The organism is Pseudomonas sp. LBUM1658, from assembly GCF_059716055.1.
Genome location: NZ_CP166798.1, coordinates 5,263,574 through 5,277,357, shown reverse-complemented (window position 1 = coordinate 5,277,357; position 13,784 = coordinate 5,263,574). Strand labels below are relative to the sequence as shown.

The following is a 13,784-nucleotide window of genomic DNA, read 5'->3' as shown; positions in this document are numbered from 1 at the left end:
ACCGAGGAGTTGCCAGCATGAGCAGCCTGTCCGTTTACCACGTATCCAGTCCGGAACTGCCGAACAAGGTTCTGACCCACTTCGACGATATTGCCTCGACCCTGGCCGAGCAAGGTGTGCGCTTCGACCGCTGGCAAGCCGCCGCAAAGATCCAGCCGGGCGCCAGTCAGGAAGAAGTAATCGCCACCTATCAGGAGCAGATCGACCGTTTGATGACCGAGCGCGGATACGTCACCGTCGATGTGATCAGCCTCACCAGCGATCACCCGCAAAAAGCCGAACTGCGGGCCAAGTTCCTCGATGAGCACCGCCATGGCGAAGACGAAGTGCGCTTTTTCGTCGCCGGCCGTGGTCTGTTCACCCTGCACATCGATGACTACGTGTACGCCGTACTCTGCGAGAAGAACGACCTGATCTCGGTTCCCGCCGGTACGCCGCACTGGTTCGACATGGGCGAGAACCCGCACTTCGTGGCGATCCGCATGTTCAACAATCCCGAGGGCTGGGTGGCGCAGTTCACCGGCGAAGATATCGCCCGCCGTTTCCCTGGGCTGGAGGACTGAGCGAATGTCGATCAAGGCCATTCTCACCGACATCGAAGGCACTACCAGCGCGGTGAGTTTCGTGTTCGAGGTGCTGTTTCCCTATGCCGCAAAACATCTTCCGGAGTTTGTCCGGCAGAACGCCGATCGGTCGGACGTCGCCGAGCAACTGCAGGCGGTTCGTCAGGACAGTGGCGAGCCGACGGCTGACGTCGAGCGGGTAATCCAGATTCTCTTGAACTGGATTGCCGAAGACCGCAAGGCCACACCGCTCAAGGCCCTGCAAGGGATGGTCTGGGAGCAGGGTTATCAGGCCGGGCAGCTCAAAGGGCACGTCTACCCGGATGCGGTCGAAGCGCTAAAACGCTGGCATCAGGATGGCTATCAACTCTTTGTTTATTCATCCGGGTCGATTCAGGCTCAACGACTGATTTTCGGTTGCTCCGAGGCGGGTGATTTGACGCCGTTGTTCAGTGGCTATTTCGATACCACCTCGGGGCCCAAGCGCGTAGCGCAGTCCTATCAGCGCATTGCTCAAGCGATTGGCTGTCAGCCTGGGCAGATTCTGTTTTTGTCCGATATCGTCGAGGAACTGGACGCGGCTCGGGAAGCGGGGATGGTCACCTGTGGGCTGGTGCGCGAGGGTGGTGAACTGGTCGGGCATCTGAACCTGAGCAGCTTTGCGCCAATAGACCCGTCAACGTTCTGAGTTGCAACGGCTGACCACTGATACTTGGTATCCAGCCGAACTCGAACAGGCCGACAGTCGACTTGATAGACGCTGACTCAGTTGTGTTTATTAGGTCGCGTAGGAAGGTGCTTGTTAGTTTGTAGGGCTTCGCTCTTTAGTGCCTTTCTTCCTTGTTAAATCTCATGTCTGTGTAACCCTTTCGCCTTTGTGTGCATGGCTGTCAAACGCAGTGTTTATGTTGGCAGCGGTGCGATTGTTCAAGGTGAGAGGGGGAGTCATGAATGAGACGTCGACAGCGCCCGGTGGGCAAGCCATTGAGCGCCAAGGAGCTGGAAATCCTGCGCTGGGCCAAGGCCGGTAAAACGGTGTGGGAGATCAGTGTGATTCGGGACATATCCCAAGCTACGGTCAAATTCCACTTAAGCAATATCTACTGCAAGCTGGAAGTGACCAACAGAGCTCAGGCTGTGGGCGAGGCGCTGAACAGGGGGTTGTTGAATTGACCCCCCAAACGACACCAGGCCGTGAAGCCTGAAGGCTTGCACGACCTGGGCAGGTGCAGCAGATATTTGTCTCAGACCGAGTGATAGGTCGGCAGGGCAAAGCGGTGTTGACTTTGCAACATCGAAATCTGTGGCAACTCGCTGGCCTGTTCCGCCAGGTCGCGGCGAATGGCGCTGATCACCCAGGACAGTTGGTCACCGGCATGTAGCTGCGCATAGGAAATCGATCGTTTGAGCTGTTTTTCGCTATTGCGCAGTGTAAGCAAAATACCGCCGTCCGGCCGTGCCTGGATGGTGACTTCGAAGTTGGAGAACAGGGAAGCGAATTTTTCTTGGATCATGCTCATGTCTATCAGCTCCGTTAGCTCGTGAATGGCAAGCGTGGAGTGATAGGTGCAGTGATTGTGCCAGTATTTGATTTTTTGAAAGCTCTTATAAATCAATAAGTTACAGATACCGTAAAATTCCGATTCCGTGCAATTTGCATGAATGGCCATCGTGCATCCTGCATTTTGCGTGGTTTTCCGGCTTTTTCGGCACGCAGAGAATTCCCGGTAAAGGTCAGACCGTCGCCCGGCGGGAAAAATTCCATTGCGCGGACGGGATACCGGTTTGTAGAAACCCGGCATGGGTCCGCGAGATAGCGGGCAATGCGGTTGAGAGATACAAAACTTTTCAAATCCTCCATGTACAGCCGAAGAATGGCTGGCGTATTTTTCATCCTGTTTCACGGGTTTTGTTAACTGTTTTAGTTGAACAGCAAAGAGTGTCTTTTGACATTTAACGGTCTACAGAACCCCCATAGGTTTTAATAGCGGACAGGGAATGTGGCAACCATGAGCAGCAACTCAAACGGCATGATTACCTGGGGCATGATGCTTCGAAAGTTGCCATCCATTGCCAAAACCATCCCACGGATGGTCAAGGGGCTCAAGGTCGCCAATGTAAGCAAGCCGAATCAACCCTGTGGTCTGGGTCGGGCATTCGAGCAAGCGACGTTGCGCAATCCCCAAGGTTCGGCACTGCTCTACAGTAACGTTTCGTTAAGTTATACACAGGTCAACCAGTGGGCCAACCGTATTGCCCATCACCTGATTGCCCAAGGCATCGGCAAAGGTGACGTGGTCGGGATTTTTATCGAGAACCGACCCGAACTGCTGGTCACGGTATTGGCCGTCGCCAAGGTGGGCGCTATCGGCGCCATGCTCAACACCTCGCAGACCCAGCATGTGCTGGTGCATAGCCTGAATCTGGTAAAACCGCTGGCAATCGTGGTCGGGGCGGAGTTGGCGCAGGCGTTTACGGCAGTCCGCCAGCAGGTCGCCATTGATCCGGGCAGAGTCTGGTGTGTCGCCGACCAGGACACTTGCCGCGACCCCGGCAAGGTGCCCGCAGGCTTTATCAACCTGATGACCGCCAGTGCCGAGTGCTCGACAGATAATCCGCTCAGCAGCCAGCAGATCTATTTCGATGACCCTTGTTTCTATATCTACACATCAGGTACCACCGGCTTGCCCAAGGCCGGGGTTTTCAAGCACGGGCGCTGGACGAGGACTTCCGTCAGTTTCGGCATGATCGCCCTGAACATGGGCCCGGCAGATGTCGTTTACTGCACCTTGCCGCTGTACCACGCTACCGGTCTTTGCGTCTGCTGGGGCTCCGCCATCTGCGGGGCGTCAGGGTTTGCCATTCGCCGCAAATTCAGCGCCAGTCAGTTCTGGAATGACGCGCGCAAGTTCAACGCCACCACCATTGGCTATGTCGGTGAATTGTGTCGTTACCTGATCGACCAGCCACCGAGCGTCGAAGACCCTCACAACGGCGTGGTAAAAATGATCGGCAACGGCTTGCGCCCAGGGGTGTGGGGTGAGTTCAAGAAGCGCTTCGGGGTCAAGCACGTCTGCGAACTGTACGCCGCCAGTGACGGCAATATCGGCTTCACCAACATCCTCAACTTTGACAACACCATCGGTTTTTCCCTGATGTCCTGGGAGCTGGTGGAATATGCCCATGACAGCTGTGCGCCGATTCGCAACCAGGCCGGCTTCATGCAGAAAGTCGCCAAGGGCGGGCAGGGGCTGCTGCTGGCGAAGATTGACGACAAGGCCCCGCTCGATGGCTACACCGATCCCGAGAAGACCCAAAAGGTCGTCCTTCATGATGTGTTCGAGAAGGGCGATCGCTACTTCAATACCGGAGACCTGCTGAGAAATATCGGTTTTGGCCATGCACAGTTCGTTGACCGCCTGGGCGATACCTACCGCTGGAAGGGCGAAAATGTCTCGACGACCGAGGTCGAGAACATTCTCCTGCAGCATCCGCATATCGCCGAGGCGGTGGCCTATGGCGTCGAGATCAGCAATACCAACGGGCGTGCCGGGATGGCCGCGATTACTCCGGCCGAATCCCTGGCCACCCTGGATTTCAGTGAACTGCTGCAATTCGCCAGAGAGCAAATGCCAGCCTATGCAGTGCCATTGTTCTTGCGGGTGAAAGTGAAAATGGAGACCACCGGCACCTTCAAATATCAGAAAGTCCGGCTCAAGGACGAAGCCTTTGACCCGGCAAAAACCGGAGATGACCCGATCTATGCCTGGTTGCCGGGATCGGATACATACGTGCAAGTCACCGAGCAGGTGCTGGCGGATATTCACGGTGGCAAGTTCCGCTATTGATTCTGGCTATTGCTCGATTTGAGAAAAAAGGGATGACAGGCTCGGGGCGGCTCGGGAAACTAACGGTTTTACGAAGTGAATGTGGAGTCCCGAATGTCAGACAAAAGCCGCCAGATGACCGAAGAAGAAGCTGCGGAGTTTGCCGAGCAGGTGTTCAACAAGGCGCGTGAAGGCGATGCGGCCATGCTCGCCGCATTGCTGAGCAAGGGTCTGCCGGTCAACCTGCGCAATCACAAGGGCGATACCTTGTTGATGCTCGCCAGCTATCACGGGCATGCCGATGCCGTTAAGGTGCTGCTCGAGCACAAGGCCGACCCGGAGATCCGCAACGATAATGGCCAAAGCCCGATTGCCGGTGCCGCGTTCAAAGGTGACCTGGCGGTGGTCAAAGTGCTGGTCGAAGGCGGCGCTCAGGTCGAAGGTTCATCTTTTGACGGTCGCACCGCGTTGATGATGGCGGCGATGTTCAACCGCACGGCAATCGTCGACTACCTGATCAGCAAAGGCGCCGATCCGAAGGCCAAAGACGCCAATGGCGTGTCCGCACTGGACGCTGCCAAGACCATGGGCGCGGCAGATACCACGGCGCAGCTGGAAAAGTTGCTGGGTTGAGTATTTCGGGCAAACGAAATTCCCTGTGGCGAGGGGGCTTGCCCCCGCTCGACTGCGCAGCAGTCGTAAACCCAGTGTACGCGGTGTGCCTGATACAACGCGTTTTCAGGTATTAGGGCCGCTGCGCGCCCCAGCGGGGGCAAGCCCCCTCGCCACAGCAAGCCCGCAATGCGCTATCCTTCGCGCCCTCAAATTTCCCTCGCTACAGGATCCGCCCATGAAAACCACGCTCGTTGAACTCATCAGCAAAATCAGCTCCGGGTGCATGGACGAGGATGAAGTGGTACGGATCGCCGACGAAGCCGCGCAGGCCTACGCCGACGCGGATGCTTTCCTGGCAGCCAATCCGGACATCAACTACGACGAAACCTTTCCGATCCCGCTGGGCGAGTGGATCGTAGTCGGCAGCCTGCCGGAAACCGTATTGTTCCAGGCCGACACCTATATGGACCTGTTCGCACAGATCGTCGCCTCGTTCGGCCCGGGCGTAACCTTCAACATCAAGCCCAAGCAATTGGCCAAGGTCGAAGCGCTGACCGCGCTCAACCGGATCCAGATCCAGCTGAGCGCCATGAATCCGGAAAAGGGCGGTTATGTGCTGATGAACTTCAGCCAACTGCTCGATGACGAAATCCAGGCGGTGCTGGTGTATGGCAACGACGTGCCACGGGTACTGGAGTTGTGCGCTGAAGTCGGTATCAACGCTGCGCCTTCCCTGGAAGCGTTGCGAGTGGCAATTCACGTCTGAGTGCAATAAAACGGAACCCTTATCAAGCCCGGCTATCCTAAGTGTGCAAACCCTCACTAAGGAGCGACACCATGGGTTCTACCTTCAATGGCCTGGTCGGGCTGATCATCCTCGCCCTGGATATCTGGGCGATCATCAACGTTCTTAAGAGCGGCGTCGAAACCGGGATGAAAATAGTCTGGGTGCTGCTGATTCTCTTGTTGCCAGTACTGGGCCTGATCATCTGGGCGATCGCCGGGCCGCGGGGCAATGTGCGGATATAACGGGACGATGAAGGCTGCGATCTATTGGTCGCACCACTGACCCTATGCCGTATCAAATCAACCACGCACCCTCAAGCTGCAGCAGTGCCTGCTTGCGCTCCAGTCCTCCACCATAACCGGTAAGCGTGCCGTTGCTGCCGATCACTCGGTGACAGGGAATGATGATCGATATCGGGTTGGTGCCATTGGCAGTACCGACCGCACGTACCGCTTTCGGGTTGCCGATGTGCTCGGCCAATTGGGCGTAGCTCCAGGTATGGCCATAAGGTATTTCCTGCAGAGCCTGCCAGACCCTTTGCTGGAATGCCGTGCCCTGGGGCGCCAGGCGTACATCGAAACACTCGCGTTTGCCCTCGAAGTACTCATCCAGTTGCCGACAGACGGTATCGAGTTGATTGCCGGCTTCGACCCATTGCTGCGGCGGCGTCCAGTGCTGGTGGTTGTCCATGTACAGCTGGCGCAGCCCCTGTTCATCGCCGGCCAGCAGCAGCGGCCCGATCGGGCTGGGTAGATAACGGTAAAACATCGAGTGGGTTCCGGAGAAAGATCAGACACAAAGATAGAGCCAGAAGGTTCGACCTGTCATGTTCTGCGACGTAGAATGCGCGCCTTCCTGGCCAATTGAACGCACAGCCTATTGTCGATTGCCCATCATGGGCGGGTAACCGTCCGTTGCCACCAGCATTCACCGGGGGACTTACCCATGAGCATTACCCAGAACAGCGAATACCTGGAAACCCTCTACGAAGGCTATGGCCAGCGTTTTCGCATGGAAAAGCTGCTGCATGAAGTGCGCACCGAGCATCAGCATCTGGTGATCTTCGAGAACACGCGCATGGGCCGCGTGATGGCGCTGGATGGGGTGATCCAGACCACCGAAGCCGACGAGTTCATCTACCACGAGATGCTCACCCACGTACCGATCCTCGCCCACGGCACTGCCAAGCGTGTGCTGATCATCGGCGGCGGTGACGGCGGCATGCTGCGTGAAGTGGCCAAGCACCGCAGCATTGAACACATCACCATGGTCGAGATCGATGGCACTGTGGTCGAGATGTGCAAGGAATTCCTGCCGAACCACTCCAAGGGTGCGTTCGATGATCCACGCCTGAACCTGGTGATTGACGACGGCATGCGTTTCGTCGCGACCACCGAAGAGAAGTTCGACGTGATCATTTCCGACTCCACCGATCCGATCGGCCCGGGCGAAGTGCTGTTCTCGGAAAATTTCTATGAGGCGTGCCGCCGTTGCCTGAACGAAGGCGGCATTCTGGTGACTCAGAACGGCACGCCGTTCATGCAGCTGAGCGAAGTGCAAACCACTGCCGGCCGTATGCGTAGCCTGTTCCCGGACTGGCACTTCTATCAGGCGGCGGTGCCGACCTATATCGGCGGCGCGATGACCTTCGCCTGGGGCGCGACCAATACCGCCTACCGCAAATTGCCCCTCGACACCCTGCGTCAGCGTTTCGCCGGCAGCGGCATCATCACCCGTTATTACAATCCTGAAATTCATATTGGTGCGTTTGCCTTGCCGCAATATGTACTGCAGGCGGTCAACAAACCGAGCAATGACTAAGCAGTCATGTTGATGAAGGGGCCGCAAGGCCCTTTTTTATGTGTCCAAATATTCGTTAAACGAAATTTTCACAACCGCTCCAAGACAATTCGCCCGCGATGTTTCCTGCTTTCAACCTCCTATGGTCTCTTTTCCAGACCCTGCAAGGCCGGGTTGAGGGCATGCCAGTAATCAATGGCAATGCCGCGAGTGATCGTGCAACATTTGCGCACCGCGTAATCCCCGCTGCCAATCATTGGCAATGAGAGGGCAGACGCAGCTGTATTTTTGAAACTTCAACTTCCAATGGGTCCTAAAACGACATGTCAATCCCGGACGCCCTGAGTCAGCAGCGAGCTTCAAGTCGCCTGCTGCAACCGACCGTCAAATCGCATCTGGCTTATACCTTGCTCTGTGCCCTGGTCATGATGGTCATGCTCTCCCTGCTGCGCGTGGCGTTGCTGGTTTATAACCGGGAGATGATCCTCGACACCCCGGCCTCGACCTTCCTCGAAGCCTTTGCCAATGGCCTGCGCTTTGACCTGCGCCTGGTGATCTACCTCAGCATCCCGCTGGTGCTGGCATTGTTCAGTGCCCGGGCCATGGCTGCCCGCGGATTCTTCCGTTTCTGGCTGACCCTCGTTTCCAGCATCGCGCTGTTCCTGGGCCTGATGGAGATGGACTTCTATCGCGAGTTTCACCAGCGCCTCAACGGGCTGGTCTTCCAGTACGTGAAGGAAGACCCGAAAACCGTGATGAGCATGCTCTGGTATGGTTTTCCGGTGGTCCGCTATCTGCTGGCCTGGGCCGTTGGCACCTGGCTGTTGAGCCTGGGTTTCAAGGGTGCCGACCGTGCGACCCGGCCCCGTGGTCCATTCAGCGGTGGCAGCATCGGCACGCGGCAGATCGCTCCGTGGTACGCCCGCGTCGGCGTCTTCGTGGTGTGCCTGCTGGTCTGCGTCGTGGCTGCCCGTGGCACCTTGCGCCAAGGTCCGCCACTGCGTTGGGGTGACGTCTACACCACCGATTCGAACTTCGCCAACCAGTTGGGCCTGAACGGTTCGCTGTCGCTGGTCGAGGCCGCCAAGAGCCGGTTTTCCGAACACCGTGACAATGTATGGAAGGCCACTCTGCCGCAGCCGGAAGCTCAGCAGACCGTGCGCGAAATGCTGGTGACACCCGACGAAAAACTGGTCGACGCCGACATTGCGGCCGTACGCCGCGATTACACACCACCGGCCGAGAAGACCCTGCCGATCAAGAACGTGGTGATCATCCTCATGGAAAGCTTCGCCGGTCACTCGGTAGGCGCCCTGGGTGCAGACAGCAACATCACGCCGTACTTCGACGAACTGTCGAAAGAAGGCCTATTGTTCGACCGTTTCTTCTCTAACGGCACCCATACCCACCAGGGTATGTTCGCCACCATGGGCTGCTTCCCGAACCTGCCGGGCTTTGAATACCTGATGCAGACTCCGGAAGGCAGCCATAAGCTGTCCGGCCTGCCGCAACTGCTCAGCGCCCGTGACTTCGACGACGTCTATGTCTATAACGGCGATTTTGCCTGGGACAATCAGGCGGGCTTTTTCAGTAACCAGGGTATGACCACCTTCATCGGCCGCAAAGACTACGTCAACCCGGTGTTTTCCGACTCGACCTGGGGCGTGTCCGACCAGGACATGTTCAATCGTGGCCTGGAAGAACTGAAAGCCCGCGAAGACAAAAAACCGTTCTATGCGTTGCTGCAAACCCTGTCCAACCACACGCCTTATGCCTTGCCCAACCCGCTACCGGTCGATCCGGTCACTGGTCGCGGTAGCTTGAATGAGCATTTGACCGCCATGCGCTACTCCGACTGGGCGCTGGGTCAGTTCTTCGAGAAGGCGCGCAAAGAGCCTTACTTCAAGGAAACTCTGTTCGTCGTGGTTGGCGACCACGGTTTCGGTGACGAGCGCCAGATCACCGAAATGGACCTGGGCCGCTTCAACGTGCCGCTTCTGCTGATCGGGCCGGGCATCCAGGAGAAGTTCGGCAAGCTTGACCACACCGTGGGCAATCAGATCGACATCGTGCCGACCATCATGGGCCGGCTCGGTGGTGAAGTGCGTCATCAGTGCTGGGGCCGCGATATGCTGAACCTGCCGCAAGGCGACACTGGTTTTGGCGTGATCAAACCTTCGGGCAGCGAACAGACGGTAGCGATTGTCACGGCCGACCGCATTCTGGTTCTTCCCAAAGGTATGGAGCCGAAGATGTACCAGTACGAACTGGGTGCCAAGCCGACTTCCGCGATCATCCCGGATGCGCCGGAAACTGCCGAGATGAAGAAAAAGCTCGAGTCTTTCCTGCAGACAGCCACCAAAAGTCTGCTCGATAACACCGCAGGCGTTGTGAACGGTATGCCGGACTAAGGGGCCGGCTCAATAAAAAAGAGGCCCATGCGGGCCTCTTTTTTTGCAGCATTGAAAGACGGCAGAGCGTTATATCTTGCCGAGTAGCAGCAGGATCAATAGCACTACCAGAATCACACCGAGGATCCCGGACGGGCCATACCCCCAACTTCTGGAGTGCGGGAAGACCGGCAGGCCACCCACCAGCAGGAGAATCAGAATAACGATAAGAATGGTGCTCATGTCGACTTCCTTAATGGTATTTGCTGGAAAGACCGTAGCGGTTTTAACGACAAGCCCGACTGCAATATCCGAGCCCCTTAATATCTCCGACTCTCCCGATCGGCAGATAATTCAAGTTGTTCCTAATGTTTTTTCGATGCCAGGCTTATTTCTTTTTATTCACCCGACAGCGTTATCGTTCTTCTTGGGTATAGCACGCTCCTGCGAGCCGCATCGGCCGGTTATCGGGCGAAAGTTTGCCTGAGGCATTCAGCACTCTGATGGTGCGTGGGTGGCGGAAAAACCTTCGCTACACTGCGGCTTATCTTCCCCAGAACAACAAGGCTACTCCTATGCAAAATCGCATGATGATCACTGGCGCCGGGTCCGGCCTGGGTCGCGAAATCGCTCTGCGCTGGGCCCGTGAAGGCTGGCAGCTGGCCTTGTCGGATGTCAGTGAACCCGGATTGCAAGAAACCCTGAAACTGGTACGCGAAGCCGGTGGCGACGGCTTTGTGCAGCGTTGCGATGTGCGCGATTACAGCCAGCTGACCGCATTTGCCCAGGCCTGCGAAGAGAAGCTGGGTGGCATTGATGTGATCGTCAACAACGCCGGCGTGGCTTCGGGCGGCTTCTTCAGTGAACTGTCCCTCGAAGACTGGGACTGGCAGATCGCAATCAATCTGATGGGCGTGGTCAAAGGTTGCAAGGCGTTCTTGCCGTTGCTGGAAAAAAGCCAAGGCAAGATCATCAACATCGCCTCAATGGCGGCCTTGATGCAGGGCCCGGCCATGAGCAACTACAACGTGGCCAAGGCTGGTGTGGTGGCGTTATCCGAAAGCCTGCTGATTGAACTGGCACACCTGGAGATCGCGGTACACGTGGTCTGCCCGTCATTCTTCCAGACCAACCTGCTGGATTCCTTCCGTGGCCCGACACCGGCCATGAAAGCCCAGGTCGGTAAACTGCTGGAAAGCTCTCCGATCAGCGCCAGCGACATCGCCGATTACATCTACCAGCATGTTGCCGAAGGCGAGTTCATGATTCTGCCTCACGAACAGGGGCGCATGGCCTGGGCGTTGAAGCAGAAGAATCCGCAATTGCTCTACAACGAAATGACCCAGATGGCCGACAAGATGCGCGCCAAGACTAAACAAACTGCCGGCTGAACTTGCTCGAGTGAACCTGCATCGTTAGGGTTGCCCATTCCGGCAGCCTTGACGAGACAGTTGCATGCTCAATTACCTGTGGTTTTTTCTCGCGGCGCTGTTTGAAATCGCCGGTTGTTATGGGTTCTGGATGTGGTTGCGCCAGGGTAAAAGCGCCTGGTGGATCGCCCCGGCGTTGCTCAGCCTGACCCTCTTCGCGGTGCTACTGACCAAGGTCGAAGCGAGCTACGCCGGCCGCGCCTATGCGGCTTACGGTGGCATCTACATTATTGCGTCCATCGGCTGGCTGGCCATGGTCGAGCGGATTCGTCCCTTGAGTACCGATTGGCTGGGTGTCGCGCTCTGTGTGCTTGGCGCGAGCATCATCCTGTTGGGTCCGCGTTTTTCCAATGTCTGAACTCTGCCCGCGATCGGAAATGAAGTCTCTGCGTGATCGTAGGAAAGCGCTTGCTTAGACGAAGGTCGGTTTAAACGACGGCGAAAACCAAGACTTGAAAGGATTTTCTGACAGGCGCGTCTGCGTGCGGCGTAGGGTGATACTGATTTAGTACTGGCGCATTGAAGGCAGCCGGCGCTCCGGGCATCTTCAACGTCCGGTAACCCTAAAGGACCAGTGCCATGCTTGTATTAAGCCGCGTTGTGGGCGAGTTGATTTCCATCGGTGACAACATTTCCGTACGCATACTCTCGGTGAACGGCAACAACGTTCGCTTCGGCGTCGAGGCGCCCAAGGAAGTCGAGGTCCACCGGGCGGAAGTCTACGAACGCATCCAGACGCGAACGGGGCAAACCAAGCGCAGCTGATGGATCAATCAAACAGCTCTTTGGGCACGTCGTGCTTGAGCATCAACTGACATTGCTGACTTTCCGGATCGAAAACAATCAGCGCCTGACCTTTGGTCAACGCCTGGCGAACCCGCAGCACACGGGTTTCCAGCGGTGTTTCGTCACCATTGTCGGTGCCGTCACGGGTGACGAAATCTTCGATCAGACGGGTCAGGGTGTCGACTTCAAGTTGGTCGTAGGGGATCAGCATAGGTACCTCGGGTAAACAATCCCGGCGATGCTACTGGGCTTGGGCTTGCAGGGCCAGTAGGAGCTGCCGCAGGCTGCGATCTTTTGATCTTGCTTCTAGAACCGCCAAAAGATCGCAGGCTTCGCCAGCTCCTACGTCGACCGTTGCCCCACCAGGCTATCCACCGACGGCACCCGGGTATCGCTTTCCATCTGCGCGTCATGTTCAAGCTGATGACTGAACCGGTCCAGCGAGCCTTTGGCCGGTTGTGCGTCGCTGGCGAATACCGGTGGGCTGAGGATGTAGGCGCCGAGCAGGCGACTGAGCGCGGCGAGGCTGTCGATATGGGTGCGCTCATAGCCATGGGTGGCGTCACAGCCGAAGGCGAGCAGGGCGGTGCGGATGTCGTGACCGGCAGTCACCGCCGAATGGGCATCGCTGAAGTAATAGCGGAACAGGTCGCGGCGCACCGGCAGTTCGTTGTCGCTGGCCAGTCGCAGCAGGTGCCGCGACAGGTGATAGTCGTACGGCCCGCCGGAATCCTGCATGGCCACGCTCACCGCATGTTCGCTGGAGTGTTGGCCAGGGGCGACAGGAGCGATGTCGATGCCGACGAATTCGCTGACATCCCATGGCAGGGCGGCTGCCGCGCCGCTGCCGGTTTCTTCGGTGATGGTGAACAGTGGATGGCAGTCGATCATCAATGGCTCGCCGCTGTCGACGATCGCCTTGAGCGCCGCCAACAGGGCTGCTACCCCGGCCTTGTCGTCCAGGTGACGAGCGCTGATGTGGCCGCTTTCTGTGAACTCCGGCAGCGGGTCGAAGGCGACGAAATCACCGATGCCAATGCCCAGCGAGTCACAGTCGGCCCTGGTGGTGCAGTAGGCATCCAGGCGCAGTTCGATGTGGTCCCAGCTGATGGGCATTGCATCCACCTCGGTGTTGAACGCGTGCCCGGAGGCCATCAGCGGCAATACACTGCCTCGCACTACGCCGCTGTCGGTAAACAGGCTGACGCGACTGCCTTCGGCAAAACGACTGGACCAGCAGCCGACCGGCGCCAGGGTCAGGCGACCATTGTCTTTGATTGCGCGCACGGCGGCACCGATGGTGTCCAGGTGCGCCGACACCGCACGGTCCGGGCTGTTTTTCTGGCCCTTGAGGGTGGCGCGAATAGTGCCGCGACGGGTCAGCTCGAAGGGAATGCCCAGTTCTTCAAGACGTTCGGCGACATAGCGCACTATGGTGTCGGTGAATCCGGTGGGGCTGGGGATTGCGAGCATTTCCAGCAGGACTTTCTGCAGGTAATTGAGATCCGGTTCGGGAATTTTGCTGGTCATGGAAACTCCTGATTTTGGAAAGGAGGGCCTTAAGGAATTCTGAGGCGAGTAGCTGC

At 57.5% G+C, this 13,784-nt stretch carries 17 protein-coding genes; 12 read left to right on the top strand and 5 right to left on the bottom strand.

Features of this window, described 5'->3' with window-relative positions; genetic code table 11:
- Nucleotides 1-17: 17 nt before the first annotated feature.
- From ACA064_RS24260 to ACA064_RS24250, 3 genes are all read left to right on the top strand, one after another.
- Complete coding sequence (locus tag ACA064_RS24260; RefSeq protein ID WP_497670392.1) at nucleotides 18-563, top strand: 1,2-dihydroxy-3-keto-5-methylthiopentene dioxygenase; 546 nt, start codon at nucleotides 18-20, stop codon at nucleotides 561-563.
- 4 nt (nucleotides 564-567) lie between these two features.
- Nucleotides 568-1,251 (top strand): acireductone synthase, encoded by a 684-nt coding sequence (mtnC, locus tag ACA064_RS24255; RefSeq protein WP_497670391.1) that lies wholly within the window; start codon nucleotides 568-570, stop codon nucleotides 1,249-1,251.
- Nucleotides 1,252-1,514: 263 nt separating this feature from the next.
- Entirely contained in the window at nucleotides 1,515-1,736 is a 222-nt protein-coding gene (locus ACA064_RS24250) for a response regulator transcription factor (protein WP_497670390.1), read from the top strand.
- Nucleotides 1,737-1,807: 71 nt separating this feature from the next.
- On the opposite strand, the gene ACA064_RS24245 is transcribed toward ACA064_RS24250, so the two are convergent.
- Complete coding sequence (locus tag ACA064_RS24245; RefSeq protein WP_497674318.1) at nucleotides 1,808-2,083, bottom strand: DUF3509 domain-containing protein; 276 nt, start codon at nucleotides 2,081-2,083, stop codon at nucleotides 1,808-1,810.
- A gap of 489 nt (nucleotides 2,084-2,572) precedes the next feature.
- Between ACA064_RS24245 and ACA064_RS24240 the strand changes: the two genes are divergently transcribed.
- The 4 genes from ACA064_RS24240 (at nucleotide 2,573) to ACA064_RS24225 (ending at nucleotide 6,034) form a co-directional block, all read left to right on the top strand.
- Entirely contained in the window at nucleotides 2,573-4,411 is a 1,839-nt protein-coding gene (locus tag ACA064_RS24240; RefSeq protein WP_497670389.1) for a long-chain-acyl-CoA synthetase, read from the top strand.
- 93 nt (nucleotides 4,412-4,504) lie between these two features.
- Nucleotides 4,505-5,023: an ankyrin repeat domain-containing protein gene (locus ACA064_RS24235; protein WP_497670388.1), complete on the top strand. Its 519-nt coding sequence runs from the start codon at nucleotides 4,505-4,507 to the stop codon at nucleotides 5,021-5,023.
- A gap of 217 nt (nucleotides 5,024-5,240) precedes the next feature.
- Nucleotides 5,241-5,771 carry a hypothetical protein gene (locus ACA064_RS24230; protein WP_497670387.1) on the top strand — a complete coding sequence of 177 codons (531 nt, stop codon included), beginning with the start codon at nucleotides 5,241-5,243 and terminating at the stop codon, nucleotides 5,769-5,771.
- A 71-nt stretch (nucleotides 5,772-5,842) separates the two neighbouring features.
- Nucleotides 5,843-6,034 (top strand): PLDc N-terminal domain-containing protein, encoded by a 192-nt coding sequence (locus ACA064_RS24225; RefSeq protein ID WP_497670386.1) that lies wholly within the window; start codon nucleotides 5,843-5,845, stop codon nucleotides 6,032-6,034.
- A gap of 52 nt (nucleotides 6,035-6,086) precedes the next feature.
- Here the strand turns inward: ACA064_RS24225 and ACA064_RS24220 are convergent, their stop codons facing one another.
- Entirely contained in the window at nucleotides 6,087-6,560 is a 474-nt protein-coding gene (locus ACA064_RS24220; protein WP_497670385.1) for a methylated-DNA--[protein]-cysteine S-methyltransferase, read from the bottom strand.
- A gap of 177 nt (nucleotides 6,561-6,737) precedes the next feature.
- On the opposite strand from ACA064_RS24220, the gene speE reads away from it, so the two are divergent.
- Both speE and ACA064_RS24210 read left to right on the top strand, forming a co-directional pair.
- Nucleotides 6,738-7,613, top strand: coding sequence for a polyamine aminopropyltransferase (gene speE / locus ACA064_RS24215; RefSeq protein ID WP_497670384.1), 876 nt, complete (start codon nucleotides 6,738-6,740; stop codon nucleotides 7,611-7,613).
- 302 nt (nucleotides 7,614-7,915) lie between these two features.
- Nucleotides 7,916-10,003 (top strand): LTA synthase family protein, encoded by a 2,088-nt coding sequence (locus ACA064_RS24210; protein WP_497670383.1) that lies wholly within the window; start codon nucleotides 7,916-7,918, stop codon nucleotides 10,001-10,003.
- 69 nt (nucleotides 10,004-10,072) lie between these two features.
- Here ACA064_RS24210 and ACA064_RS24205 read toward each other — a convergent pair whose 3' ends face one another.
- Complete coding sequence (locus ACA064_RS24205; RefSeq protein ID WP_497670382.1) at nucleotides 10,073-10,225, bottom strand: DUF3309 family protein; 153 nt, start codon at nucleotides 10,223-10,225, stop codon at nucleotides 10,073-10,075.
- 332 nt (nucleotides 10,226-10,557) lie between these two features.
- Here ACA064_RS24205 and ACA064_RS24200 point away from each other — a divergent pair, with 332 nt between their 5' ends.
- From ACA064_RS24200 to csrA, 3 genes are all read left to right on the top strand, one after another.
- Nucleotides 10,558-11,373 carry an SDR family oxidoreductase gene (locus ACA064_RS24200; protein WP_497670381.1) on the top strand — a complete coding sequence of 272 codons (816 nt, stop codon included), beginning with the start codon at nucleotides 10,558-10,560 and terminating at the stop codon, nucleotides 11,371-11,373.
- Nucleotides 11,374-11,437: 64 nt separating this feature from the next.
- Entirely contained in the window at nucleotides 11,438-11,770 is a 333-nt protein-coding gene (locus tag ACA064_RS24195) for a YnfA family protein (RefSeq protein WP_497670380.1), read from the top strand.
- Nucleotides 11,771-11,991: 221 nt separating this feature from the next.
- Nucleotides 11,992-12,177 carry a carbon storage regulator CsrA gene (csrA, locus tag ACA064_RS24190; protein ID WP_497670379.1) on the top strand — a complete coding sequence of 62 codons (186 nt, stop codon included), beginning with the start codon at nucleotides 11,992-11,994 and terminating at the stop codon, nucleotides 12,175-12,177.
- A gap of 4 nt (nucleotides 12,178-12,181) precedes the next feature.
- Here csrA and ACA064_RS24185 read toward each other — a convergent pair whose 3' ends face one another.
- Together ACA064_RS24185 and ACA064_RS24180 are read right to left on the bottom strand one after the other, a co-directional pair.
- Nucleotides 12,182-12,409: a YheU family protein gene (locus ACA064_RS24185; protein ID WP_150807080.1), complete on the bottom strand. Its 228-nt coding sequence runs from the start codon at nucleotides 12,407-12,409 to the stop codon at nucleotides 12,182-12,184.
- Nucleotides 12,410-12,540: 131 nt separating this feature from the next.
- Complete coding sequence (locus ACA064_RS24180; protein WP_497670378.1) at nucleotides 12,541-13,728, bottom strand: osmoprotectant NAGGN system M42 family peptidase; 1,188 nt, start codon at nucleotides 13,726-13,728, stop codon at nucleotides 12,541-12,543.
- Nucleotides 13,729-13,784: the final 56 nt, after the last annotated feature.